The 23,993-nt window shown below is 68.6% G+C and carries 21 protein-coding genes; 3 read left to right on the top strand and 18 right to left on the bottom strand.

The window, feature by feature from the left end; genetic code table 11:
- Position 1: 1 nt before the first annotated feature.
- From CJ177_RS39405 to CJ177_RS39415, 3 genes are read right to left on the bottom strand one after another with little or no spacing between them, the layout of a single operon-like run.
- On the bottom strand, positions 2–1,072 hold the full coding sequence (locus CJ177_RS39405) for an enoyl-CoA hydratase/isomerase family protein (RefSeq protein WP_095870263.1): 1,071 nt from the start codon (positions 1,070–1,072) through the stop codon (positions 2–4).
- Positions 1,069–2,232: an isobutyryl-CoA dehydrogenase gene (locus tag CJ177_RS39410; protein ID WP_095867528.1), complete on the bottom strand. Its 1,164-nt coding sequence runs from the start codon at positions 2,230–2,232 to the stop codon at positions 1,069–1,071. Before CJ177_RS39410 ends, CJ177_RS39405 begins: the two co-directional genes overlap by 4 nt.
- Positions 2,233–2,242: 10 nt before the next feature.
- Positions 2,243–3,745 (bottom strand): CoA-acylating methylmalonate-semialdehyde dehydrogenase, encoded by a 1,503-nt coding sequence (locus tag CJ177_RS39415; RefSeq protein WP_005564060.1) that lies wholly within the window; start codon positions 3,743–3,745, stop codon positions 2,243–2,245.
- A gap of 125 nt (positions 3,746–3,870) precedes the next feature.
- On the opposite strand from CJ177_RS39415, the gene CJ177_RS39420 reads away from it, so the two are divergent.
- Positions 3,871–4,458: a nucleotidyltransferase family protein gene (locus CJ177_RS39420; RefSeq protein ID WP_095870264.1), complete on the top strand. Its 588-nt coding sequence runs from the start codon at positions 3,871–3,873 to the stop codon at positions 4,456–4,458.
- A gap of 4 nt (positions 4,459–4,462) precedes the next feature.
- Here CJ177_RS39420 and CJ177_RS39425 read toward each other — a convergent pair whose 3' ends face one another.
- The 8 genes from CJ177_RS39425 to CJ177_RS39460 form a co-directional block, all read right to left on the bottom strand.
- On the bottom strand, positions 4,463–4,954 hold the full coding sequence (locus CJ177_RS39425; RefSeq protein WP_005252867.1) for a pyridoxamine 5'-phosphate oxidase family protein: 492 nt from the start codon (positions 4,952–4,954) through the stop codon (positions 4,463–4,465).
- Between the two features lie 36 nt (positions 4,955–4,990).
- Positions 4,991–6,313: an HNH endonuclease signature motif containing protein gene (locus CJ177_RS39430; RefSeq protein ID WP_095870265.1), complete on the bottom strand. Its 1,323-nt coding sequence runs from the start codon at positions 6,311–6,313 to the stop codon at positions 4,991–4,993.
- A gap of 528 nt (positions 6,314–6,841) precedes the next feature.
- Positions 6,842–7,555 carry a copper homeostasis protein CutC gene (locus CJ177_RS39435; RefSeq protein WP_061044563.1) on the bottom strand — a complete coding sequence of 238 codons (714 nt, stop codon included), beginning with the start codon at positions 7,553–7,555 and terminating at the stop codon, positions 6,842–6,844.
- Complete coding sequence (nagB, locus tag CJ177_RS39440) at positions 7,556–8,335, bottom strand: glucosamine-6-phosphate deaminase (protein ID WP_061044564.1); 780 nt, start codon at positions 8,333–8,335, stop codon at positions 7,556–7,558.
- The gene (locus CJ177_RS39445; RefSeq protein ID WP_061044565.1) at positions 8,323–9,507 is read right to left on the bottom strand and encodes an N-acetylglucosamine-6-phosphate deacetylase; all 1,185 of its coding nucleotides are present in this window, start codon (positions 9,505–9,507) and stop codon (positions 8,323–8,325) included. Before CJ177_RS39445 ends, nagB begins: the two co-directional genes overlap by 13 nt.
- The gene (gene ptsP / locus CJ177_RS39450) at positions 9,504–11,183 is read right to left on the bottom strand and encodes a phosphoenolpyruvate--protein phosphotransferase (RefSeq protein ID WP_095870266.1); all 1,680 of its coding nucleotides are present in this window, start codon (positions 11,181–11,183) and stop codon (positions 9,504–9,506) included. Before ptsP ends, CJ177_RS39445 begins: the two co-directional genes overlap by 4 nt.
- Positions 11,183–11,452, bottom strand: a complete 270-nt coding sequence (locus CJ177_RS39455; RefSeq protein WP_025432990.1) for an HPr family phosphocarrier protein — start codon at positions 11,450–11,452, stop codon at positions 11,183–11,185. The genes ptsP and CJ177_RS39455 overlap by 1 nt, the downstream gene beginning before the upstream one ends.
- Positions 11,453–11,454: 2 nt before the next feature.
- On the bottom strand, positions 11,455–12,708 hold the full coding sequence (locus tag CJ177_RS39460; RefSeq protein ID WP_005252854.1) for a PTS transporter subunit EIIC: 1,254 nt from the start codon (positions 12,706–12,708) through the stop codon (positions 11,455–11,457).
- Positions 12,709–12,955: 247 nt separating this feature from the next.
- Here CJ177_RS39460 and CJ177_RS39465 point away from each other — a divergent pair, with 247 nt between their 5' ends.
- Together CJ177_RS39465 and CJ177_RS39470 are read left to right on the top strand one after the other, a co-directional pair.
- Positions 12,956–13,186, top strand: coding sequence for a glucose PTS transporter subunit EIIB (locus tag CJ177_RS39465; protein ID WP_005563039.1), 231 nt, complete (start codon positions 12,956–12,958; stop codon positions 13,184–13,186).
- Positions 13,183–13,647 (top strand): PTS glucose transporter subunit IIA, encoded by a 465-nt coding sequence (locus CJ177_RS39470; RefSeq protein WP_005252852.1) that lies wholly within the window; start codon positions 13,183–13,185, stop codon positions 13,645–13,647. The genes CJ177_RS39465 and CJ177_RS39470 overlap by 4 nt, the downstream gene beginning before the upstream one ends.
- Positions 13,648–13,666: 19 nt before the next feature.
- Here CJ177_RS39470 and CJ177_RS39475 read toward each other — a convergent pair whose 3' ends face one another.
- The 7 genes from CJ177_RS39475 to CJ177_RS39505 form a co-directional block, all read right to left on the bottom strand.
- Positions 13,667–14,410 carry a GntR family transcriptional regulator gene (locus CJ177_RS39475; RefSeq protein WP_005265200.1) on the bottom strand — a complete coding sequence of 248 codons (744 nt, stop codon included), beginning with the start codon at positions 14,408–14,410 and terminating at the stop codon, positions 13,667–13,669.
- A 113-nt stretch (positions 14,411–14,523) separates the two neighbouring features.
- The gene (locus CJ177_RS39480) at positions 14,524–15,003 is read right to left on the bottom strand and encodes a DUF1990 family protein (protein WP_095870267.1); all 480 of its coding nucleotides are present in this window, start codon (positions 15,001–15,003) and stop codon (positions 14,524–14,526) included.
- Between the two features lie 69 nt (positions 15,004–15,072).
- Positions 15,073–15,504 carry a YkvA family protein gene (locus tag CJ177_RS39485; RefSeq protein WP_005252847.1) on the bottom strand — a complete coding sequence of 144 codons (432 nt, stop codon included), beginning with the start codon at positions 15,502–15,504 and terminating at the stop codon, positions 15,073–15,075.
- Between the two features lie 10 nt (positions 15,505–15,514).
- The gene (locus tag CJ177_RS39490) at positions 15,515–16,948 is read right to left on the bottom strand and encodes an FAD-binding oxidoreductase (protein WP_025432994.1); all 1,434 of its coding nucleotides are present in this window, start codon (positions 16,946–16,948) and stop codon (positions 15,515–15,517) included.
- A 48-nt stretch (positions 16,949–16,996) separates the two neighbouring features.
- Positions 16,997–20,020 (bottom strand): AAA family ATPase, encoded by a 3,024-nt coding sequence (locus tag CJ177_RS39495; protein ID WP_095870268.1) that lies wholly within the window; start codon positions 20,018–20,020, stop codon positions 16,997–16,999.
- Between the two features lie 59 nt (positions 20,021–20,079).
- Positions 20,080–20,853: an SWIM zinc finger family protein gene (locus tag CJ177_RS39500; RefSeq protein ID WP_061044568.1), complete on the bottom strand. Its 774-nt coding sequence runs from the start codon at positions 20,851–20,853 to the stop codon at positions 20,080–20,082.
- Complete coding sequence (locus CJ177_RS39505) at positions 20,850–23,681, bottom strand: DEAD/DEAH box helicase (RefSeq protein ID WP_095870269.1); 2,832 nt, start codon at positions 23,679–23,681, stop codon at positions 20,850–20,852. The genes CJ177_RS39500 and CJ177_RS39505 overlap by 4 nt, the downstream gene beginning before the upstream one ends.
- Between the last annotated feature and the right edge of the window lie 312 nt (positions 23,682–23,993).

Genomic DNA, 23,993 nt, shown 5'->3' on the forward strand with positions numbered 1-23,993 from the left:
GTCAATGCTGCGGCTGCGGGGCCGTCAGGCCGAGTTCGAGGTCGCCGAGTGGTGCGAAGAACGCGTCGACCCGCGCTGGGTCGACCTCGTCGATCGTGGCGGGCGACCAGTGCGGGTTGCGGTCCTTGTCCACGACCTGCGCCCGGATGCCCTCGACGAGGTCGGGTGAGCGCAGGCAGGCGACGGACACCCGGAACTCGTCGTCGAGGACTTCCTCGAGACTGCAGGCCTGCCGGGCGCGGCGCAGCGATTTCAGGGTGACCGCGCACGCGGTCGGCGACTTCGAGCGCACCTGCTCGGCCGCCTTCTCCGCCTCGGGCACCCCACTGCCGCGCAACCGGGCGACGATGTCGGCGACACTGTCGGCCGAGTACGCGGCGTCGATCCAGTCCTGCTGCGCCAGCAACTCCGATGCCGGTGCCGGTTCGGTGAACGCGCCGAGCGCCTCCTGAACGGACGTCGTCGACAACGCGTCGATGAACTGCTCGATCTTCCCCGAGGGGATGAAGTGGTCGGCGAACCCGCACGCGATCGCGTCGCCGGCGCTGAGCCGGGCGGTGGTCAGGGCGATGTGGGTGCCCAGCTCGCCCGGGGTGCGGGCCAGCAGGTAGGTGCCGCCGACGTCGGGGACGAAACCGATCCCGGTCTCGGGCATCCCGATCATCGACCGTTCGGTGACGATCCGCACGCTGCCGTGCGCCGACACCCCGACCCCGCCGCCCATCACGATGCCGTCCATGATCGCCACGTACGGCTTGCCGTAGTTCGCGATGGCCGCGTTGAGGATGTACTCCTCGCGCCAGAACTCCCGCGAACCGGTGCCCCCGTCCTTCGCGTCGTGGTAGATCGACACGATGTCGCCGCCCGCGCACAGGCCCCGCTCCCCGGCACCGGTGATCACCACCGCCCGGACCGCGTCGTCGCCGGACCACCCGGCCAAAGCCGCCGCGATCTGCCGGACCATCGCATGATTGAGGGCGTTGATCGCCCGGGGCCGATTGAGCACGATCCGGCCCAGACCGCCGCTCGTGGTGATCAGAACTTCCGGTTCCGCCGGTACCGCCTCGCTCATGCCGCTCCCTGCTTTCCGTGTCCGGCCCCCGCGACGACGCTGCGGGCGATGACCACCCGCATGATCTCGTTGCTGCCCTCGAGGATCTGGTGCACCCGCAGGTCCCGGACGATCTTCTCGATTCCGTACTCGGCAAGATAGCCGTACCCCCCGTGCAGTTGCAGCGCCCGGTTCGCGACCTCGAACCCGGTGTCGGTGGCGAACCGCTTCGCCATCGCACACAGCTCGACGACGTCGGGGGCGCCGTCCTCGAGCGCCGCCGCCGCCCGCCACAGCAGGGTGCGGGCCGCCTCCAGTTCGGTGCGCATGTCGGCGAGCTGGAACTGCAGTGCCTGCGAGTCGATCAGCGGCGACCCGAACGCCTTCCGGTCCCTCAGATAGGCGACGGCCTTGTCCAACGCGGTCTGCGCGCCGCCCACCGAACACGCCGCGATGTTGAGCCGGCCACCGTTCAGGCCGGCCATCGCGATCCGGAAACCACCGCCCTCGGACCCGAGCAGATTCGCCGCCGGCACCCGCACGTCCTCGAAGATCACCTGCCGGGTCGGCTGGGCGTTCCAGCCCATCTTCACCTCGTTCGGCCCGAACGACAGACCCGGCGACCCCTTCGGGACGATGAACGCCGAAATCCCCCGCGGCCCGCCCTCCCCGGTGCGGGCCATCACCACGTACACATCCGAGGTGCCCGCCCCGGAGATGAACTGCTTGACCCCGGTCAGGACGTAGTCGTCGCCGTCGCGGACCGCCCTCGTGCTCAGCGCCGCCGCATCCGACCCGGCCCCCGGCTCGGTCAGGCAGTAACTGCCGAGCTGATCCATCGAACACAGCCCCGGCACCCACGCGCGGCGCTGCTCGTCGGTGCCGAACCGGTCGATCATCCAGGTGACCATGTTGTGGATCGAAATGTACGCGGCGATCGACGGGCACCCCTTCGCGAGCTGCTCGAAGATGCGGGCCGCGTCGACACGAGTCAACTCGGACCCACCCACATCCTCACGGATATAGATCCCACCCATCCCCAAAGACGCCGCCTTCCGCAGGACATCCACAGGGAAATGCTTGGCCTGATCCCACTCCACGGCGTGCGGCGCGAGATGCTCGGCCGCGAAGTCACGGGCGGTGTCGCTGATCGCCCGCTCGTCATCGGTCAAGGTGAACATGGAGGTCCGTTCAGTTCATGGTCGGGATGACGAAGTGGTTGGTCTCTTCCTTCTTGCCCGAGGGCCAACGCTGCGTCACGGTCTTGGTCTTGGTGTAGAAGCGGAACGAATCGGGACCGTGCTGGTTCAGGTCGCCGAAGCCGGAGCGCTTCCAGCCGCCGAACGTGTGGTACGCGATCGGCACGGGGATCGGCACGTTGACGCCGACCATGCCGACGTTCACGCGGTTCGTGAAGTCGCGGGCGGTGTCGCCGTCGCGGGTGAAGATCGCGACGCCGTTGCCGTACTCGTGCTCGGTCGGCAGGCGGAGTGCCTCCTCGTAGTCCGCGGCACGGGCGACGAGCAGGACGGGTCCGAAGATCTCTTCCTTGTAGACGCGCATGTCGGTGGTGACCTTGTCGAATAGGGTCGCACCGGCGAAGAAGCCGTTCTCGTGGCCCTCGAGGGTGAAGCCGCGGCCGTCGATCACGGCCTCCGCACCCTCGTCGATGCCGATCTGGATGTAGTTGTTCACCCGCTCGAGGGCGTCCTTGCTGACCAGCGGGCCGAAGTCGGCGGACTCGTCGTCGCTGCGGCCGATCGTGAGCTTGCCGACCCGTTCGGTCAGCTTGGCAACGAGCGCATCGGCCGTCTCCTCGCCTACCGGGACCGCGACGGAAATGGCCATGCACCGCTCACCCGCGGAGCCGTAACCTGCGCCGATAAGGGCATCGGCCACCTCGTCGAGGTCGGCGTCAGGCATGATGATCGCGTGGTTCTTCGCGCCACCGAAGCACTGCGCACGCTTGCCGTGGGCCGCGGCGGTCTCGTAGATGTACTGCGCGATGGGCGTGGAGCCGACGAACCCGACAGCCTTGACGCGGTCGTCGGTGAGCAGGACGTCCACCACTTCCTTGTCACCGTTGACCACGTTGAACACGCCTGCGGGCAGACCGGCCTCGAGGAACAGCTCGGCCAGACGCAGCGGCACCGACGGGTCTCGCTCGGACGGCTTGAGGATGAACGCGTTGCCGGCGGCCAGCGCGGGACCGGCCTTCCACAGCGGGATCATGGCCGGGAAGTTGAAGGGGGTGATGCCGGCGACGACGCCGAGCGGCTGACGCATCGAGTACACGTCGATGCCGGTCCCGGCGGATTCCGTGTACTCGCCCTTGAGGAGGTGCGGGGCGCCGAGGGCGAACTCGATGACCTCGAGGCCGCGCTGGATGTCGCCCTTCGCGTCGGGGATCGTCTTGCCGTGCTCGGACGACAGGAGGCGCGCCAGCGAATCCATCTCCTCCTGCACGAGCTGGAGGAACTTCATCAGGACGCGGGCCCGCTTCTGCGGGTTGAACAGCGCCCATTCCCGCTGAGCATCCACCGCGTTCGCGATGATCGCCTCGGTCTCGGCCTTGTCGGCGAGAGGCACACGCGCCTGCACCTCACCGGTGTTGGGGTCGTAGACGTCGCCGAACTTGTTGGAGGCACCGGGGACGCGCTTGCCGCCGACGAAGTGGGATAGCTCTTGAACCATTGTGCGAACCCGTTTCTTGCTCGATGATGAGGGAGTTCCGAATATGTAGCCCATCCTATAGTTGGATGTCCATGTATGTCCAGACGTAGACAGTTCGGTCGTGCTCACCACCCTACGATCGGGTCATGCAGATTCACTCTCCCGAGGAGCTGAATTTCCTCCGCGTCCTCCGGACCAACCCGTGCATCACCACGATCTTGGACCGTGCACCCCAGCTCGGCCTCTCGGACTGGTACCGCACCGCAGGCGCCGTGTTCCAAACGGTCTGGAACCACCTCGACGGCCGCGACCCACAGTCGGGGATCAACGATTACGACCTCTTCTACTTCGACGACAGCGACATCGGCTACGAGGCCGAAGACGACGTCATCCGCAGAGCCGACGCACTGTTCGACGACCTCGACGTGCGCGTCGAGGTCAGAAACGAAGCGCGTGTACATCTTTGGTACGAACACCATTTCGGCGCGCCCGCGACACCCTTCACCGACTGCAACGACGCCATCGACCACTTCGCCTCCACCACCTGCTGCTACGGCATCCGGAGCAACCCCACCGGAGACGACGAGATCTACGCTCCCCACGGATTCACCGACCTCTTCGACATGGTTCTGCGCCCGAACCCCGTACTCGCCCCGCGCGACGTGTACGAGGCCAAAGCCGCCCGGTGGCAGAAGGAATGGCCCCGATTGACAGTGGTGCCGTGGCCGGAGTGAGAAGTCAATGCTTTCGCACGACGTGCTCGGGCTCGCCCGGTTTCCAGATGGTGATGTCCATGTGGCCGTCGCCGACCTCCACTGCCGAGCCGCCGGTCAGGTCGGCTCGGTAGCAGTGATCGAACTCCTGCCCCCTGATGTCGAACCCGGTCTCGTCGAACAGCGCCTGCGCGAAACGCTGATGCAGGGCCTTGTCCTGGACGTCGTCTACGACACCCCACAGTTTCGCATCGCCCTCCTTCACCTCGGTGTCGACGGTCGCGGTGTGCAGGCAGAAGCGCGGATCACGAGCCAGGTCCCGGAACTTCGTGGTGTTCGGCATTCCGGCGATCCACAATTGATTCTCGAAGAACCTCGGCTCGACCGGGCTGATCCGCGGAAATCCATCAGAGCGAAGCGTGCCGAGCATGCATAGGTTTCCGGTCGCCGCGTGCCTGCGGGAGAAGATAGCGGCAATCCGCGGAGCAGCTTCGGCGAACTCATTCCAGCTGGCCATGCACACGACCCTACGACGATTCCCATGGCCGCCGGGTCAAGACGCACGCAATTGTGCGATCAGTACCGCCTCGACTTCCGACTGTCGTGCGGCTGCCGGGAGCGGCGGGGCCGCAGATCGGTAGTGGTGTCCGGTCGGGGTGCCGAGGTCGATGAGGTGGGTGCGGGCGGGGTTGTGTACGGGGCGGGCCGTCCAGCCCGGTGCTTCCTTCGCGTAGTTGCAGGCCTCGCAGAGTCCGGACCCGTTTCGCGCGGTGGTCTTACCCAATGTCCTGCGTGAGCGGATGTGATCGTGATGCCGGATCGGCGCATCGCACCACGGAGTCCTGCACGTCCGATCCCGCAGATCGATCAGCTGTCGCAGGCTCTTTGGGAACGTGCGCGCCTGGGATTCCATCGCCGTCAGCGCCCCCGACTGCGGGCACGAATACACCCGCCGCAGCGACGTCTCGGTGTCATTGTCGACGGCGTCGGCGACCAGCTGCCGGGCGATCGCGGCCGGCACCGGCCCGAGCCCCTGCATATGCGCGGCCTCGTGCCCGCCGGCCAGCAAGGTCTCGTCCGAGAGCACCAGGTTCACCGCCACCGGAACACCACCAGCAGCGGCCCGCCCGGTGCCGCGGTCGAACAGTAGGTCCACCATCAGCTGATTGCGGGTGCGGCCACCACTGTTGCCGGTGGCGATCAGACTGTCCGCGTCCCGACCGAGCGTGGCCCGCAGGCAGACGGCCTGCTCCACCGGCATCAGCACGCTCAGATATGCCATCGAGTCCGGCGCGGGGCGTGTCGTGACCCGTCGTTCGGACACTGCCTTTCGGTGCCGGGCCACGACCGCTGCGGCGTCGAGTTCGACCGCCAGCGCCTTGGCCCGTGCGATCAGTCCGCGGTCGCCGACGCCGTCGAGAATGGCCGGGTCCGAACACAACCGGCAGTCCACGCTGCCCCGATCGGCCGCCGACAGGCACGCCGCTTCCCGCACGAGCAGCGTGGCTCGCCATTCGTTCAACCGCCCGGTCTGCAGCAAGGCCAGGGTGTGCGACATTTCGTGCACCAGAGCCCGTGCGAACCCCAGGTGCCGCCCGCCGCGGTTCGGGGACTCCCTGCGCGCCAACGCAATCTGCGACGCGATGCCCCGGTCCCAGTCCGCCCGCGGCAACCCGGCGGCCTTGCGGTCCGCGCGGATCTGGGTGGCGACGTCGTCGGTGATCACCGCCTGCACCGCACACCCGACCGACTTCAACGCCTCGATCGCATCGAGCAGGTCGATTCCCAAGCCCGCATCCCCGTCGGCGGAAACCCCCCGCAGCCGCGCCGCGAACGCACGCAACTCCGCCAGATCCGGCGCCACCAATTCCCCCACAACCAACCTCCCCCAAGGTCGTTCGAATGCATGTTCGACTCTAGCACCAGCCCTTACCCAGTGGCAATAGCCCGCGTTGACTCATCAGAAACGCCCGCGTAGTCCATTGTCCGCCTCACCTGAAAATGCCGGCGTAGCGACATAGCTTCGGGCGGGACGGCACTCGAGGCCGATCACATACCACGCCAGTTCCCTGTTCGAGTCCGAGATCCCGATCCGCACCTGGGCGCAGTGGGAGGATGCGGCGCCGGGGAACGCCCGAATCGAGCTGGTCGGCTACGAGGGCGAAACCACCATCGGTGAGTACGCATCACCACGACCTGCCCGACTGGTGCGACAAACAACAGATCACCCGCTTTCGTCCCGGAAACCCAACGACGGCGCTCGTGTGGAACAGAAGAACTGGACCGTAGTACGCACCATCGTCGGCTATCTCGAAGAAAGCCGCTGCCACGCGGGCATTTCTGGATGAGTCGACGAATCAGACTTCGCGGGCATCGTGACATGAGGCAACAGGGATCGAAGGAATCAGAGCCCCAGAGCCTCCGCCGCTGCCCGGGCGAGGGTTTCGTCGACGGCGTCGTAGCCGCCGGACCCGCCGCCCGGACCGCCGCTGTCGGCGACGGTGCGGCGGGCGGAGAGATGCACGGCGTCGATGCCGGTGTCCGCGACCGCGGCGATGTCCTCGACGCGGATCCCGCCACCTGCCATCACTTGGATCCGGCCGTGCGCGTGGGCGACCATGCCGGACAGGGCGTCGAGGCCGTCGATGCACCGTGGCGCTCCGCCCGAGGTGAGGACCCGGATGATGCCCGACCGCGCGAGCGTATCGACGGCGGTCGCCCGGTCGTCGACGACGTCCATCGCACGATGGAACGTCACCTCGACCGCGTACGGGTCGATGCCGTCGAGCAGGCGGCGCAGAGCGTCGCGGTCGACGGACATGTCGGGGGTGAGCGCACCGAGCACGACCCCGGACGCGCCGGCGTTCACCGCGGCCCGAACGTCGCGAGCCATCACTGCGATCTCGTCGGCGTCGTAGACGAATCCGCCGGGCCGGCAACGGATCAGCGGGTGCACCGCGATCCCCTGGGCCGCAACCGCTTCGATCGTGCCGATGCTCGGCGTCAACCCGCCGGTCGCGCCGAGTGCGGTGCACAACTCGACGCGCACCGCTCCGGCACGTCGGGCGATCCGGGCGCCCGCGACGTCCTGGACCGCCAATTCGAGTACGGGTGTCATCTAGAACGACTGCCAGGAAGGCTTGTGTTCCAGCGCATACCGGTAGTAGTCGGCGAGTTGCAGCTTGCTCGCTGCGGCTTCGTCGATCACGACGGTGACGTGCCGGTGCAGCTGCATTACCGATGCCGGGCAGAATGCGGAGAGCGGTCCCTCCGCGGCGGCAGCGATCGCCTCGGCCTTGCCCTTGCCGAACGCGATCATCACCAGGTGCCGAGCCTCGCTGATGGTGCCCAACCCCTGCGTGAGGACGTGGTGCGGGACGTCGTCGACGCTGTCGAAGAACCGCGCGTTGTCGAGGCGGGTCTGCTCGGTGAGGGTCTTGACGCGGGTGCGTGAGGTCAGCGCGGAGCCCGGCTCGTTGAATCCGATGTGGCCGTCGGTCCCGATGCCGAGAAGCTGCACGTCGACGCCGCCCGCGTCGGCGATGACCGCGTCGTACCGCGCGCCTTCCTCGGCGATGTCGGGCGATTCGCCGTTCGGGCTGAGCACGCGGTCGGTGTCGAGGTTGACGTGGTCGACGAACTCCGAGCGAATCACCGAGAAGTACGACTGGTCATGGGTTTTCGGAAGTCCGACGTACTCGTCCAGCAGGAAGGCGCGTGCGCCCGAGAAGTCCAGTCCGGACTCACGGTGCCTGTGGGCGAGTTCCCGGTAGCTTCCGAGCGGGGACGAGCCGGTCGCGAGGCCCAGCGTCGTCGGACCGCGTCGCACGTACCCCTCGACGATGTCCGCGACGGTCGAGCTGACGTCCGACGGCGTCTGCCGGATTACGATTTCCATGCGAGTCCTTCCGTTTCGGCGGGTATTCCGCCGACGAACACGCCGCGGGGGCGCAGTTGGTGATCGGTCACGACGATATCGGCGCGGCGGCCCGGGGCGAGGCTGCCGCGTTCGGACTCCAGGCCGAGCAGCCGGGCCGGAGTCCTGGTGGCGGAAGCGACGGCGTCGACGAGCCGGATGCCGCTGTCCACGACGGCGGTGCGGACCACGTCCAGCAGCCGTGCGGTGCCGCCTGCGATGGCCCCCTCGGACCCGTCGGTGGTCGCGAGCCGGGCGACACCGCGCGAGACGCGCACGTCCAGGGGCCCGAGCTGGTAGTCGCCGTCCGTGACACCGGCGGCGGCCATGGCGTCACTGACGAGGACGATCTGGTCGGGCCCGACGGTGTCGAACACCATCGACACGGTCTCGGGCGCGAGATGCACTCCGTCCGCGATCAATTCGACGACGATGTCTCCGCGACCGGCCGCGGCCAGGAATGCCGCCACCGGTCCCGGCGCGCGATGGTGCAGTGGTGGCATCGCGTTGAACAGGTGTGTGGCGGTCAGTGGGCCGCCGGCGGCGTCGGCGATCCTCGCGGACGTGGTCGCCGCGTCGGTGTCGGTGTGACCGAAGCTCGGTAGCACGTCGAGCCGGCGCATCGCGGCGAGCAGTTCGCCGAAGTGCGCGGTCTCCGGCGCGAGCGTCATCGACCTGACGGTGCCGCGCGCGGCACCGCAGATCCTCTCGAACAGGCCGGGATCGCCGGGGATCACGGATGCGGGATCCTGCGCACCGCACCGTGCACCGGAAATGAACGGACCCTCCAGGTGGATCCCGAGGAGCTCACCGCGTTCCACCAGATCGGCGAGGATTCCGGCCTGCCGGAGCAGGTCCTGCTCCCCTGCCGAGACGAGGCTGCCGAGCAGTCCGGTGGTGCCGTGCTCGCGGTGATGGTCCGCGGCCCGCCGGGCACCGTCGGCGTCGGCGTTGGGAAATCCCGCGCCGGCGCCGCCGTGGCAGTGCAGGTCGATCAGGCCCGGCAGCAGTATCGACGAACTCGGTTCCGGTAGCGGCACTTCTCCGCGGTACTGCACCGCGGACCCGACCCAGGAGATTCGGTCGCCGTCGGTGATCACCACACCGTCGGCGATGACGCCGTCCTCCACGACCACCTTGCCCCGCAGGATCATCGAGGCGCTCCGGATGTGAGAGCGGCGACCGCCGATCGTGCGGCCTGCGGGGACCGTGCGCCGCGTGCGGCGACCGCCATCTCCCGGCACAGGCCGAGGTCGGCGGCTGCCAGACGGGCACGCACGGCACCCAGCGACAGGGCGACCATGGACAGGCTGGTGACGCCCAGCCCGACCAGCACCGGGGCCAGCGCGGGATCGGACGCGGCCTCCCCGCAGACACCGACGGGTGCGCCTGCCTCCGCTCCTGCCGCGCCGACCAGGCCGATGAGGTCCAGGACCGCGGGCTGCCACGGGTCGAGCAGTGGGGCGAGACTGCCTGCCATCCGGTCCACGGCACACGTGTACTGGCTCAGGTCGTTGGTCCCGATACTGACGAAATCGAGGTGCTCGAGCAGGTCGCGCGCACGCAGTGCTGCCGAGGGGATTTCGATCATCGCCCCGACCTTGGCGATACCGGCGGAGCGGGCGAGCGCGGCGAAGCCCTCCGCCTCCTCGGCCGTCGCGACCATCGGCGCCATCACCCACAGGTCCGCGCCGGTGGCGGCCGCCGCGGCGCCGAGCGCCTCCAATTGGGTGGCCAGGACGTCCGGGTAGACGGTGCCGACCCGCAGTCCGCGCACGCCGAGTGCCGGGTTCTCCTCCGCGCCGAGGTCGAGGAACGGCAGTGGTTTGTCGGAGCCGCTGTCGAGTGTCCGGACCACCACCTTGCGTCCCGCGAACTGTTCCAGCACCGACGTGTAGGTCGCGATCTGCTCGTCGAGGGTGGGTGCGATCTGCCTGCCGAGGTACAGGAATTCTGTGCGGAACAGCCCGACGCCCTCCGAATCCGCGGTGGCGGCACGCGCGGCGTCGTCGACGGTGCCGATGTTGACGAGCAGGCCGACGGGTGCGCCGTCCCGGGTGCGGCCCGGTCCGCTCGTCGCGGCGACTCGCGCTCGCGCCTCCGCGATCTGCTCGGCCGCCTCTGCCTGACGACGATCGCTGGGGTCCACGATGATCTCGCCGGTCGTCCCGTCGAGCAGCACCGGCCTTCCCTCGGCCAACCGGTCGAGGTCGGCGCAGTTCACGATCGCGGGCAGGCCGAGCGATTTCGCCAGGATCGCAGTGTGACTCGTCGGCCCGCCCTCCGCGGTGAGCAGGCCGACCACGTCGCTGCCGCCGAGCATCGCGGTGTCCGCGGGCGACAGGTCACGGGCGACGAGAACGAATGGGTACCCGGGATCGGGGATGCCGGGCATCGGGACTCCCAGCAGCACCGCGACCGCGCGATGCCCGAGGTCACGCAGGTCCGCGACGCGCTCGGCCAGGTACCCACCGAGGACCTCGAGTGTGGCGCAGTAGCCGTCGAACGCGACGCTCACGGCGTGTGCCGTCGGCATGCCGGCGAGAAGGTTCTCCTCGGCGGCGGACACGATTCCCGGGTCGCGGGCCATGGCCGCCGACACGAGCAGGATCTCGGACGCGACGCCGTCCACCTGGGCGGCGCGGGCTTCGAGGTCGCCGGACACGGTCGCGAGGGCGTCCCGCACCCGGGCGACCTCGGCGGTGACCGATTCGCCGACAGGGTCTTCGGCCGAGGTCGCGACCGGTGTCCCGAACGCGAGCCAGGGTGCGCAGACCAGCCCCGGACTCACCCCGAGGCCGTGCACGAGAACTTCCGTAGCCGTCGACATCAGGCGGCGTCGAGGTCGGAGGCGAGCAGGTCGGCGAGGCGGTCGAGAGCTTCCTCGCTGCCCTCCCCTTCCGCGGTGATCGTCACCTCGGTACCGAATCCGGCGCCGAGCGTCATCACCGCGAGCATGCTGCCTGCGTCCACCGGCGCGGACTCGCCGACCGCGATCTGCACTGCGACCGGTACCGCCGCGGCGGCCTGGGTGAACTTCGCAGCGGGACGGGCGTGCAGTCCGACCTTCGAACCGATGAGGACCGTTCGTGTAGCCATGCTCACTGACCTGCCTTTTCCGTGTCGGCGTTCGTGTCGGCGTTCGCTTCCGCGTCGTCCTCCCGACCGGGAGTGCGCAGGTTCCACTTCTTGATGACGAAGCTGAACAGGACGTAATAGATCACCGCGTACCCGAGCCCGATGGGGATCAGCATCCACGCGTTGGTGGCCTTGCCGAAGTTGAGCACGTAGTCGAAGAAGCCTGCGGAGAACGTGAATCCGTCGTGGATGCCGAGCGCGTTGACGAGCGCCATCGAGGTGCCGGTGAGGAACGCGTGGATCAGGTACAGCGGCCAGGCGACGAACATGAACGCGAATTCGAGGGGCTCGGTGATGCCAGTGAGGAACGCCGTCAGCGCGGTGGAGAGCATGATGCCACCCACGAGCTTCTTCTGCGACGGCCGGGCGTTGCGCCAGATCGCCAGTGCGGCAGCAGGAAGGGCGAACATCATGATCGGGAAGAAGCCGGTCATGAAGATGCCGGCGCTCGGGTCGCCGGCGAAGAACCGGTTGAGGTCGCCGCGGACGAGTTCCCCGCTCGCGTTCTGGTAGTCGCCGACGAGAAACCACACGGTGGAGTTCAGGATGTGGTGCAGTCCGGTCGGGATGAGCAGGCGGTTGGCCATGCCGTAGACGCCGCCACCGATCACCGAGTTCTCGGCGACGGTCTCGCCGACCCACGTGAGGGCGGAGTTGAATGCCGGGTACAGGAAGGCCATCAGGACGCCGACGACGAGACCGGTGAGGGCGGTGAGAATGGGAACGAGCCTGCGCCCGTTGAAGAATCCGAGGTAGTCGGGCAGTTTGGTGCGGTAGAACCGCTGCCACAGAATGGCGGACAGCAGACCCATCACGATGCCCGCGAGCACACCGTAGTTGATCAGCGCCTGGTCGCCGTTCGGGTCGGTCTTGCCTTCGAGGACGACCGGCGACATGGCCTCGAACACGCCGTTGATGACCATGTATCCGACCACTGCGGCCAGGGCGGTGGAACCGTCTGCCTTCTTGGCCCAGCCGATGGCGATGCCCACCGCGAAGATGAGGGGCAGCCAGGTGAACACGGCCTGGCCGGCTGCGGAGATGACGGACGCGGCGGTGTGCATCGAGTCGAACCGGCCGAGGAGGTCGTCCTGGCCGAGCCGCAGCAAGATGCCGGCCGCGGGAAGTACCGCGATCGGCAGCATCAGGCTGCGCCCGAGGCGCTGTAACCCGGCAAACACCGCTGATTCCTTTTTCGGGCTGTCTACGACAGTCATATCGGCCTTCTCTGTGCGCTTCGGTCGCCGAATCGGCGTCTGGTGAGTCCCGAAACCGGCGGCGGCGAGCGCGTCGTCCGGCTTCGGGAAAACTATTGTGGACCAGCACCCCCAACGGGTACTGTCCGGTCATAACCAGTTGCTAGTTTGACCAGGTGAGCACAGGATGTCAACAGGCAAATGTGATCCAGCTAACCCATCCGGCACCATCACCTGCAGCTCGAACACGAACTACGAGGGAGAACCGATGTCCAAAGCGGACGCAATCATCAGCGGCCTCGGCGGTGCCGACAACATCGTCGAGATCGAAGCCTGCATCACCCGCCTGCGCACCGAGGTCAAGGACGGCGCCAAGGTCGACGAGGCCGCGCTCAAGGCAGCAGGCGCCCACGGCGTCCTGAAGGCGGGCAGCGTCGTGCAGGTCATCGTCGGCCCCGAGGCGGACACGCTGGCCGAGGACATCGAGGACATCCTGTGAGCCTGTCCGTGCAGGCTCCACTGCCCGGCCGCGTGCTTGCCCTGGCCGACGTGCCCGACCCCGTATTCGCCGGCCAGATGGTGGGTTCCGGAGTCGCGATCGAACCGGCGCGCGACCGTGGCGCCCTCGACGTGCTCGCGCCGATCTCGGGCAAGATCCTCAAACTGCACCCGCACGCGTTCGTCATCCTGGGCTCGGCGGGCGGCGGTGTGCTGGTACACCTGGGAATCGACACCGTGAAGCTGAAGGGCGACGGGTTCACCCTGCTGGCAGCGGAAGGCGACGACGTCGACGCGGGTGATCCCGTGGTGCGATTCGATCCGACCGAGATCGACGGCACCGGATACTCCGCCATCTGCCCGATCGTCGTGATGGACTCCAAGCCGGATTCGGTGTCGACCGACACCATCGGATCCGACGTGACCACCGGCGACGCCCTGTTCGACTGGACGGCGCCGTAGAACGGAAGGGCGGCCGGGCTCAGACGCTGCGCTGAGCCCGCTCCCCCTGAACTTCCATCTGCAGCTGGTAGCGATCGGACCGGTACCAGCTGCGGGTGTGCTCGACCGGTGTGGGACCGCTGAAGGACACCCGGTCGAAGTACATCACCGGGGCGCCCTTCTTGATGCCGAGCAGGGTCGCGATCTCCTGGCTCGCCCCGTCGGCGCTCACGGTCTGCTCCGCCCGGTCGATCGGCATGCCGTACTTGTCGGCGGTCGCCCGGTAGATCGAGCCGGTGAGGTCGAGGTCCAGCAGGCCGGGAAGCAGCGCGGCGTTGAACCAGCCGTCGTCGACGCTGACCGGTTCGCCGTCCGCCAGCCGCAGCCGTTTGACGTGATAGGCGCTGGTGTCCGGCGCAATGCGCAGCGCCTTCGCGGTGGCCTCCGGCGCCGCGTCCTCCTCGCTCTGGAGCACCACCGTCGTCGGCTTGTGCCCCTGCGCCCGCATCTCCTCTGTGAACGAGGCCAGGTGGAGTTTCGACTGCACCGGACGATGCGCGACGAACGTGCCCTTGCCACGCACCCGCACCAGGTGACCCTCGTTGACGAGCTGCCCGATCGCCTCACGAACCGTGATGCGACTGACGCCGTAGTCCTGCATCAGTTTTCGTTCACTCGTCATCAGGTCGCCGGGCTGAAGTTCCTTGGTGCACTTGTGCAGCAGGATGGCACGGAGTTGCTCGTGCTTCGGAATCACGCTGTCGCGTAGATGTACGGGCATCATTCCGGCGGCTCCAGCTCTGTCAGGGGTCGGACACATCGGATCAGGCAGTCGGACTGCAAAGGTCCCGTCCGGTCCGGTCCAACCACGAGAATACGTGATCCGGACGCTCCGGCCTACCGTGCGGCCTCGGCCAACGCTTCGAGATATTTGCGCGTCATCACCCTCTGCACGACCCGGCCGGCGGGCCCGCCGAGCCGGGTGAACCACCGGCCCGGTTTCGAGAACGCCGAGATGGTCGCGAGGACGGTGCCGTCCGGCCGCTGTTCGACGACGAAGCTCTCCTCGCCGCGCTCGGGGTGACCCGGCAGCGTCCCGTACGCGAATCCCTTGCGACGCGGTTCGTCGAGCACGTACACGACGCGGCAGGAGAACGTCAGCCGGACCGGACCGATGCCCCATCGCAGTTCGACCGACGTGCCGGGCGAGGCCGTCGGAGCGTCGGCCCGCACGTCCAGCCCGGCGTCGCAGTGCATGCCCCAGGCACACAGGTGGGTGGCGGCCGCGTCGAATGCGTCTGCCCCGTAGCCGATCACCTTCTGCTCGATCAGATGGTGATATCCCGCCGGGAAGGGAACATCGCGGCTCGCACCCACCTCGGGGTACGTGAACGCGGGCAGGTCGTCTCGGGAGGTACTGATGGCGGGATCCTCTCGGTCCGGACGTCACGAGCAGGTGGGAAGGCACGTTACCCGGCGCACGGCCTCGAGTCCTTCAGGTGTGCCCGGCCAGTGCCGATCCACGACCTGCGGACCTGCGCGGCGAATCACCGAGCGAAGCGTGAGGCCGATGATGATCACGTCGTCGGCGTATCCGATGACGGGGACGAAATCGGGTATCAGGTCGATCGGAACCGCGAGATAGACCAGCAGCAGGACGAGCCGGACGCGCAGACCCCGGGGCAGGTCCGGGTCGGCTGCGAGCCGGCGCAGGAGACGGAGCAGGTCCGGCAGCACCCGGATCGTCTCCCCGATCCGGGTGCTGTCGAGTCTCGATCGCCACAGCACGAGCGCCAGCACCACCCAGACGGCCAGCAGGCCCGCTGCCGCGCCGATCAGAACGGGCCGTGCCGCCGCCCACACCTGCCCCGGATCCATACGGCTGCGCCTATTGCTCCGACCGGACCGCGGGACGGATGTTCTGGTTCACATGGAAGAGGTTGTCCGGATCGTACTTCGCCTTCACCTGCGCGAGCCGGTCGTAGTTGCCGAGGTAGGAGGCACGCACGCGGTCCTCGCCCTCGGACATCATGAAGTTGACGTACGCCCCGCCCGCGGTCGTCGGGTGGAGGGCCTCCCAGTACCGCTTGGCCCAGTCCGTGATGACCTCGGCGTTGGCCGGATCCGGGTCGACACCGACGATCACCCCGGCCCAGCCGCCGTCCCGGTACGCGAACGCCGTGGCATCCTCGGCCACCCGCGTCGCCGCGCCGTCGATGGGATACATGTGCATCGTCGAATGCCCGGTGGGCAGCTGACGGCCGAACTCCAGATGAATGTCGATGGCGTCGTCGGAGATCTCCCGGACGAAGTCCGCGCGCCAGTACCACTGCAATCCGGCCGGGTACAGTCCGTCGAAGGCGGATTGCAATGCGGTGAAGGGCATTTCGTGGAGTCCGACCAGCAGCGGGTTTCCGAAGTCGCGGATCGGTTCGAGTACCGCGTCGGCCTTGTCCGGGTCACCCGTGTAGCACCAGACGACGCCGCACGCCTTGCGTCCCCACAGTTCCTCCGGGAACGGCGGCGCAGGCGGAATGGTCAGCAGCCCGATCCAGCCGTTGAGTTCCTCGGGCAGCGACGGCAGGAGTTCGCGGTACCACCGCATCACGTCCGGCGTGTCTTCCAGGTCGTACAGCACCGGCCCGCCGACGACGGTGCCGTGGTCACCGATGTCGTGACACGCGAACTGGAACGACGTGACCACACCGAAGTTTCCGCCGCCTCCCCGCAGCGCCCAGAACAGGTCCGGATGGGATCGTTCGCTCGCCGTCACCAGTGTGCCGTCGGCGAGGACGACGTCGGCGCTGAGCAGGTTGTCCACGGTGAGACCGAAACGGCGCGTCAGGTAGCCGATTCCGCCGCCGAGCGTCAGCCCGCCGACACCGGTGGACGCGATGAACCCGGACGGGGTGGCCATGCCGAACGGCACGGTGGCATGGTCGACGTCGCTCCAGGTGCACCCGCCGTCCACCCGGACGGTCCGGTCGGCGGGCGAGACGGTGGTTCCGCGCATCCCCGACAGATCGATCACGAGGGCGCCGTCCCACACGCCGAGACCTCCCGCGTTGTGTCCTCCGCCGCGAACCGCGAGTTCGACGTGATGTTCCCGCGCGAACTTCACGCACGCGACGACATCCGCGGCGTTGGCGCACCGCGCGACGGCCGCGGGTCGACGGTCGATCATCGCGTTGTACACCGCGCGCGCGTCGTCGTAGCCGGCGTCGTCGGGGGTGATCAACTCTCCGCGCAGCGAGGCGGCCAGTTCCGCGTAGGGCGGCGGTGTCGTCGTCGACGGTGTCGAATTCGTGGTGGTGGTACTCATGGCCTTCTCCTCGGATCGGCAGGCCCCGGAACGGCCGTACCTGGTAATTCACACCGTAGGAATCCGGCGTTCGCGCACCGTTCGCGCCGGCGCCCCGCCCGCGAACGGTCCGGCGTCCGCACGCAGTCGCAACACCTGCGGCAACCACCAGCGGTCGTCGTGTTGCTCGGCGGCGATCTTGGCGGCATCGAGCGTGGCGCGGGCCGCGTCCCTCCACCCGACGTCGATCTGGACCTCCGCCAGCAGTGAGAGCCAGTACGGCATACGCGCGAACGCCCGCTGCCGGCGCAACTCGGCGAGCCCCTCGCGGATCTTCGCGATTCCCGGTTCGCCGCCGAGGAGCCGGCCTTCGAGGATCTGGGACCACTGGCTGTAGTAGGCGAAATGGTAGCGCTCGCAGAGCTCCCGCAACTCGGTGAGCGAGGCGAGGAGCGCGGCGTCGTCGCCGCGGATCTGATACAGCACCGACGCGTATCCCAACGCCACCGCGAGACTGTAGGGGTGGCCGCAGGTCCTGCCCAGTGCGAGGGCATCCGCACACGACCGCGCCGCCTTCTGCTCGTCACCGATCATCCAGTACGCGTGCGACTCCCAGGCGTGGGCATGCACTTCGAGCCTGGTCCCGAGGATGAAGGAATAGTCGTCGGAGAACGATCCCAGCGCGACGTCGAAATGTTCGATCGCATCCCTCGGCCGGCCGAGACCCAGGGCAGCCCCCGCCACGGCGAACTGCGCCTGACCCTCGAATTCCGGATCGGCCGCGGACAGTTCGAGGGCACGCACGCCGATGCCGTGAGCCTGCGCGGTGTGCCCCTGCACGAAGTGTGTCGCGAACAATCCGATCAGGGCACCGAGCACGACTTTCGGCCGGCGCAGACGCTGCCCCAGCTCCACCGTGCGGTCCAGCGTCTGCTCGAGCTCGGCGGAGGAGTACCCGTACAGGGTGGTCAGCGGCGCCGACATGCCCTGCCGCACATCCACCTCGTGAGCGTCCCGGTTGCGGCCCACCGGCATCGCCTCGAGGAGGTCGAGGCAGTCCCGGAAATGCCGCAGCGCCTCCGCGTTCGCGAACACGCTGGCTGCCACCTCGGCGGCGCGCTGCAGATAGTGGAGCGCGCGGTCGGGGCGGCCGCCGCGCCGATACTGCTCGGCGAGTTGCGCTGCCACGTCGTCGGTGCGGCCGGCGTGGAGAAGTTCGAGTCCCTGCGCCAGCCGCCGATGCAGGAGCCAGCGTCGCGGCGGGCTGACCGAGCGGTACGCGGCCTCCCGGACCAGGTCGTGCACGAAATCGTAGCCGGTGCCCGCCGGCCGGACGATCCTCCGCCGCCACAGCTCGTCCACCGCCTGGACGAGAGAATCCGCGTCCAGGTCGCTCGCCTCGCTGAGCAGGTCCAGATCGAAATCCGTGCCGAGCGCACCGGCGAGGCCTGCGACGTCCCGCGCGGGTTCCGAGCACTGTTCGAGCCGCCGCTGCAGCACCTCGCCGAGGTCGTCGGCGGCCCCGCCGCGCCCGGTCGCATCCATGCCCGGCACCATCCTGGCGGCCTCCACGACGTACAGCGGGTAGCCCCCGGTCGCGGCGTACAGGACCGCCTCCTCCGACGAGTCCAGCGCCCGGCCGCCGAGGGAGCGCGCCAGTTCCGCGGTCCCGTCCGCGGACAACGGGTCCACCTCGACGTCCGTGACCAGCCGTGCCGCCCGGAGCGCCCGCAGCGCGTCCCGCACATCGTGACGCGACCGCGCCTCATCCGTGCGGGCGGTCGCAGCCACCAGCACCCGCATGTGGGTGTCGAGTGAGAGCAGGAAGGCCAGCCAGGCCGTCGTCTCCGCGTCGCACCACTGCAGATCGTCGAGGACGAGCAGGACCGGCCGGCCCGACGACAGCACCGCACGCGTCGTTCCCTCGAAGAAGCGGTGACGCTGCCAGGCGTCGACCATCGCCCGGGACGTCGACGGTCGCGGCCCGGGCTCGGCGCTCGGGACCAGCCGTTCGACCTCGGCCCGCCACAACGGATTCAGAGACCCGATCGCGGACCGAAATTCCGGGCTGCGCAGCCACTCGGCGACGGGCGCCAGCGCGACGCGGCCCGGCAGTCCGAAACACCGCGTGGTCGCCACCACCGCCCCGTCGGCGCGGGCGATGTCCGCGAGTTCGGTGGTCAACCGGGTCTTGCCGACACCCGCGTCCCCCGAGACGAGCAGCAGTCCCTGCCTGCCGTCGAGGGACTGCTGCCACCGCCGCTGCAGTTCCCCGCGTTCACGCTCCCGCCCGATCAGAGCGGGTGCCGCGGTCCGGACGCGTTCGGACCGGCGAGCCGCGCCGGCACCGACCCTCGGGTGCTCCCCCAGCAGGTGGTCGAACAGCCTGCTGGTCGCCGCGCTCGGCGTGACCCCGAGTTCGGTCTCGAGAACGGCCGCGCATCGGTGGTAGGTGGTCATCGCCGCCGCCCGGTCACCCGACGCGGCCTGCAGTTCCATGAGAATCCGGTACCCGACCTCCTCCAGGGGATCGAGCTGAATACGCCGGCGCGCGCACGCCGTGGCGGTCTCCACGTCACCCGACTCCCGCAACACCCGCACCGTCGCCTCGCAGAGTTCGACGCACTGCCTGCGCAGCACCTCGCGGTGCTCGAGGACCCAGTCTTCGTACGTTCCGGGCATGAGCTCGCCGCGATAGGTGTCGATCGCTCGGTCCGCGTGGTCGAGAAATGCCCGTGGGTCGGAATCGGCGAGGGCCGCGACGGCGGCCGACCGCTCGTTGCGGAAGGTGTCGACGTCCACCCGGCACGACGACGAGTCCGTCCACGTGAGCGTCGGCCCGTCTGCCGCGAGCGCACCGTCCGATCCCAGGAGGGCCCGGAGATTGTGCAGTTCCCGCCGGAGGTTGGTGCGGGCCTGCTGCTCGCTCGACTCGGGCCAGAACAGCCCCGCGAGGCGGGTCCTGGACTGTGCGAGACCGGCGTGCAGCACGAGGTAGGCCAGCAACGCGATCGCCCGTGACGAGATGGGGCCGACCCTGACATCCTCCGGGTTCGATACGCGCTGTTCGCCGAGCAGGTAGACCGTCAACATGACTGACCAGCTCCCGGTCGCGGAACGAGGCGAGCTTCCGCGTCCTCATCATCGCACGGTCAGCGGAAGTGCTGGTACAGCGCTTTCAGCTCTCGGATCGCGGCGTCCACCGCACGCTCGTCCTCACTGACCGATCGGATCGCCTTCCGCAGCAGCAGCGGGTCGAGATCGTCGATCGCCGCCCGGAAGTCGGCGTCGGGCAGGTCGGGCAACTGGGACTCGTCGCCGAACCAGTCGTCGACGTCCACGTCGGAGGAGTCGCCGCCGACACCGTCGATCAGCATGTCCAGGTCGACGCCGCGCAGCGTCAGGATCTCGAGCGGGTTCTCGTCGATGCGTTCAGTGGTGAGGTACGCGACCGCCGCCGCATGTTTGCACGGCCAGCCGTCGTCCGGGCAGGTGCAGTCGTAGTTCAGCGCGGACGCCCCGGCGGGCAGCAGCAGGGGTCCGAGAACCTCCGGAACTCCGCCACCCGCCAACGTCGCGAGACTGCCGGGTTGCCGACGCACCAGCGCGACGAGTTCCGCGACCTCCGCCTCGTCGAGGCGATCGATCGAGACGGTGGCGACGAACGGCTGGAGCTGACTGCCCTGGACCTCCCCCGTGACCATCCCACCGGCGATCTCGAGCGAGATGACCTGTCCGCTGCGCGCGTAGCTTCGCCCGCGGCTCATCCGGCCCTTGTCGGCGACGAACTCGATGATGTCGACGAATTCGCGGCCCCACCACGTGCGCCCGAACGATCCACGCTGGGATCGTGCCTCCAGCCCGCCCGTCACCGGTCGACGCTTGCCGTACTGGCCGAAGTACGGCGCGGGTCGCCGATTCGTCATTCGCCCACCGCCTCGTCGCCGAGCCGGAGCAGTTCACCGAGTTGCTCGGTGCTCATCTCCGTCACCCAGTTCTCGCCCGTCCCGACGGCGAGATCCGCCAACTCCTGCTTGGTGGCGATCATCGCGTCGATCCGCTCTTCCAGGGTGCCGACGCACACGAGCTTGCGCACCTGCACGTCCCGCCGCTGACCGATCCGGAACGCCCGGTCCGTGGCCTGGTTCTCGACCGCCGGGTTCCACCACCGGTCGAGGTGAACGACGTGATTGGCCGCGGTGAGGTTCAGGCCCGTCCCGCCCGCCTTCAGCGAGAGCATCATGATCGGCGGCCCGTCGTCACCCTGGAACGAGGCCACCATGTCGTCGCGTTTCTGCTTGGAGACGCCCCCGTGCAGAAACGGCACGGGAGTACCGAAACGCTCCGCGAGGTACGGGGTCACGAGGTCGCCGAATTCCCGGAACTGGGTGAACAGCAACGCCTTCTCGCCGTCCGCGACCACCGAGTCCAGAATGTCTTCGACGAGCCCCAGCTTGCCGGAGCGGTGCTGTCCACGCCGCATCACCGCCGACCCGTCGCGCAGGAAGTGCGCCGGGTGGTTGCACACCTGCTTGAGTTTCGTCAGGGCGGCGAGGACGGCCCCCTTGCGCTTCATCCCCTTCTTGTCCTTGATCTGCGCCATCATGTCGTCGACCACCGCCCGGTACAGCGCGGCCTGCTCGGCGGTGAGGTTGGTACGGACCGTCATCTCGAACTTGTCCGGGAGGTCGGCGATGACCGCGGGATCGGTCTTGACGCGGCGCAGCACGAACGGCGACGTGACCGCGCGGAGCCGGGCGACGGCCGTCTGGTCCTGCTCCCGCTCGATCGGCACCACGAAGCGCTTGCGGAACATTGCCTCCGAACCCAGGATGCCCGAGTTCGCGAAGTCGAGGATCGAGCGCAGTTCGTCGAGGCGGTTCTCGACCGGAGTGCCCGTCAAAGCGACGCGGTGCGCCGCCGGAATGCTCCGCGCCGCCCGCGCCTGGGACGTCTTCGCGTTCTTGATGTGCTGCGCCTCGTCCAGCACGACACGCCGCCAGTCCTGCTCCTTCAGGTGCGCGACGTCGCGAGCCAGCAGCGCGTACGTGGTGATCACCAGATCGCTCTGCGTCACGGCGGCGGTGAACTCCTCACCGCTCAGCCGCTGCGGACCGTGGTGGACGAGCACCCGCAGCGAGGGAACGAAGCGTGCCGCCTCGCGCTGCCAGTTGCCGACCACCGACATCGGGCACACCAGCAAGGTGGGTGTCGCGGCGTTCTCGTGTGCCAGCAGTGCGAGCAACTGCAGCGTCTTGCCGAGACCCATGTCGTCGGCGAGGACGGCGCCGAGGCCGAGGCGGCTCATGAAGACCAGCCAGTCGAGCCCCCGCTTCTGATACGGGCGCAGCGTCGCGTCCAAGCCGTCCGGGGTCGGCACGTCCTGCGGCTTCGTGTCGCCGTCCAGCAACGCGGCCGCCCAGCCGGTGGCCGTGACCTCCTCGACGGGAAGGTCGGACAGATCGTCCGCGATCAGGTCCTTCAGCAGGTCCACGATGGCCCGGTCGCCGCTGGCGTGCCGCTCCGTCACGTAACGCGCGGCGCGGGAGAGCACTTCCTGATCCGCCCGGACCCACTCACCGCGCAGTCGCACGAGATCACTCTTCGAGTTGACCAGTCGATTCATCTCCGCGGCGGTGAGGACCGTGTCGCCGAGTGCCAGTTCCCAGTTGTACTGCACCAGCTGGTCTTTGCCGACGGCCCGGTTCTCCGCGCTCGCCGGAGTGCTCGGCGAGCTCACCCTCAGCCGCATCGACGGCGACGCCACACTCCACGCCCGCGGCAGCAGCAGGCTGATGCCCTTCTCCTTCAACGCCACCGCCCCGTGTCCGACGAGGTCGATGACCACGGCGGTGGGCAACATCAGGTCCAGGCTGTCGGGATCACTGGGGACGTCCTGCAGTCGCGGGTAGGCGGCCACGGCCTCCGTCAGCTTGCGCACCCCGATCTGCAGGCGGCTCGCCTCCGTGCGGTGCAACGGAATCGGCACCGGCGCTTCGCCTTCCGGACGAAGACAGACCTCCAGTCGCCACAGCACCGTGTCCGGATCCCAGTCCGCCTCCACGTCAACGTCTTCCGGCTCGAGGAGCCGCAGCACCAGTTCGGGTTCGTCCACTTTGAGGCTGTCGCGCCACCCGTCCAGCGAACCCGACAGCTGGGCGGTGCCCTCGTCGAACTGGTCCCCGCGCACGAGCGCCGCGATCAGCAGATGGTCCGCGTCGCTGCCGGAATCGTCCGGATGCCTGCGTTCGAGGACACGGCGGGCGACGGGGTCGGTCAGCTCGGTGACCATGTCGTCGAGCACGGCCCGGGGGGTCGTGCCGTGACGCTGGACCGGCGGCATCGCGACGGCCAGCTCCGTGAGCCACGCACGCTGCCGTTCACCGCCGAGCAGCCGCCAGCGCGGCCACCAGCCGCCCTCCGCCCGGTGCACCTCGGGCACCACCCGGCCGGCGCGTGCCCACCGCTCGACACCGCGGGCGACGTGGGCGAGGTAGCGCAGATCCCCGGCGACCCGGGGGTCGCGGCCCGAGACCGACAGCAGGAACTCCGTCGCATCCGGCGGTGCGAGCGCGACCGCGGCCCACTCGAGCATCTCCGGCCCCGACGGCGTCGGCATCGGCACCTTCACGTGATGCCGGAACTTCCGTGCCAGCACCCGCCCGACCGCATCCGTCGGCTCCGAGGCGGCCGGATTCCGGTCCTCCACCCACAGCATGAGACCCGAACCCGGTGTCCAGAGGCCGTGCAGCATGCACCCATCCAAGCAGGTGCGACCGACAGCGCGTGAAATCCCTGCTCGTGACATGTAACCCTCGACCATATTCCACCGATGAACGAGTTGGCGGCTGTCCACGCCGGTAACTCACCGGGATCGCTGCCGTACGTGATCGCAGTGATCGGAGGAAGACAAAATGGACATGGAACAGATCTTGGAAGTCCTCGTTCAGCTCATCCAGGTCCTCGGACCGTTGATGGGTGGCGGCGGTGGCGGCGGAGGCACAGGTTCCCTGGGTTCCCTGGGCGGCTGAGTTCTCACGAGAAGGCCCGCCGACTCCACTTCGGC

Origin of the sequence: Rhodococcus sp. ACPA1 (assembly GCF_002300195.1) — a bacterium.
GTDB lineage: Bacteria > Actinomycetota > Actinomycetes > Mycobacteriales > Mycobacteriaceae > Rhodococcus_F > Rhodococcus_F opacus.

Bases quoted from the DNA above. Each gene is read 5' to 3' on its own strand.
- CJ177_RS39405 (WP_095870263.1), bottom strand. From the start codon at position 1,072: ATGAGCGAGGCGGTACCGGCGGAACCGGAAGTTCTGATCACCACGAGC.
- CJ177_RS39410 (WP_095867528.1), bottom strand. From the start codon at position 2,232: ATGTTCACCTTGACCGATGACGAGCGGGCGATCAGCGACACCGCCCGT.
- CJ177_RS39415 (WP_005564060.1), bottom strand. From the start codon at position 3,745: ATGGTTCAAGAGCTATCCCACTTCGTCGGCGGCAAGCGCGTCCCCGGT.
- CJ177_RS39420 (WP_095870264.1), top strand. From the start codon at position 3,871: ATGCAGATTCACTCTCCCGAGGAGCTGAATTTCCTCCGCGTCCTCCGG.
- CJ177_RS39425 (WP_005252867.1), bottom strand. From the start codon at position 4,954: ATGGCCAGCTGGAATGAGTTCGCCGAAGCTGCTCCGCGGATTGCCGCT.
- CJ177_RS39435 (WP_061044563.1), bottom strand. From the start codon at position 7,555: ATGACACCCGTACTCGAATTGGCGGTCCAGGACGTCGCGGGCGCCCGG.
- nagB (WP_061044564.1), bottom strand. From the start codon at position 8,335: ATGGAAATCGTAATCCGGCAGACGCCGTCGGACGTCAGCTCGACCGTC.
- CJ177_RS39445 (WP_061044565.1), bottom strand. From the start codon at position 9,507: ATGATCCTGCGGGGCAAGGTGGTCGTGGAGGACGGCGTCATCGCCGAC.
- ptsP (WP_095870266.1), bottom strand. From the start codon at position 11,183: ATGTCGACGGCTACGGAAGTTCTCGTGCACGGCCTCGGGGTGAGTCCG.
- CJ177_RS39455 (WP_025432990.1), bottom strand. From the start codon at position 11,452: ATGGCTACACGAACGGTCCTCATCGGTTCGAAGGTCGGACTGCACGCC.
- CJ177_RS39460 (WP_005252854.1), bottom strand. From the start codon at position 12,708: ATGACTGTCGTAGACAGCCCGAAAAAGGAATCAGCGGTGTTTGCCGGG.
- CJ177_RS39465 (WP_005563039.1), top strand. From the start codon at position 12,956: ATGTCCAAAGCGGACGCAATCATCAGCGGCCTCGGCGGTGCCGACAAC.
- CJ177_RS39475 (WP_005265200.1), bottom strand. From the start codon at position 14,410: ATGATGCCCGTACATCTACGCGACAGCGTGATTCCGAAGCACGAGCAA.
- CJ177_RS39485 (WP_005252847.1), bottom strand. From the start codon at position 15,504: ATGGATCCGGGGCAGGTGTGGGCGGCGGCACGGCCCGTTCTGATCGGC.
- CJ177_RS39490 (WP_025432994.1), bottom strand. From the start codon at position 16,948: ATGAGTACCACCACCACGAATTCGACACCGTCGACGACGACACCGCCG.
- CJ177_RS39495 (WP_095870268.1), bottom strand. From the start codon at position 20,020: ATGTTGACGGTCTACCTGCTCGGCGAACAGCGCGTATCGAACCCGGAG.
- CJ177_RS39500 (WP_061044568.1), bottom strand. From the start codon at position 20,853: ATGACGAATCGGCGACCCGCGCCGTACTTCGGCCAGTACGGCAAGCGT.
- CJ177_RS39505 (WP_095870269.1), bottom strand. From the start codon at position 23,681: ATGCTGCACGGCCTCTGGACACCGGGTTCGGGTCTCATGCTGTGGGTG.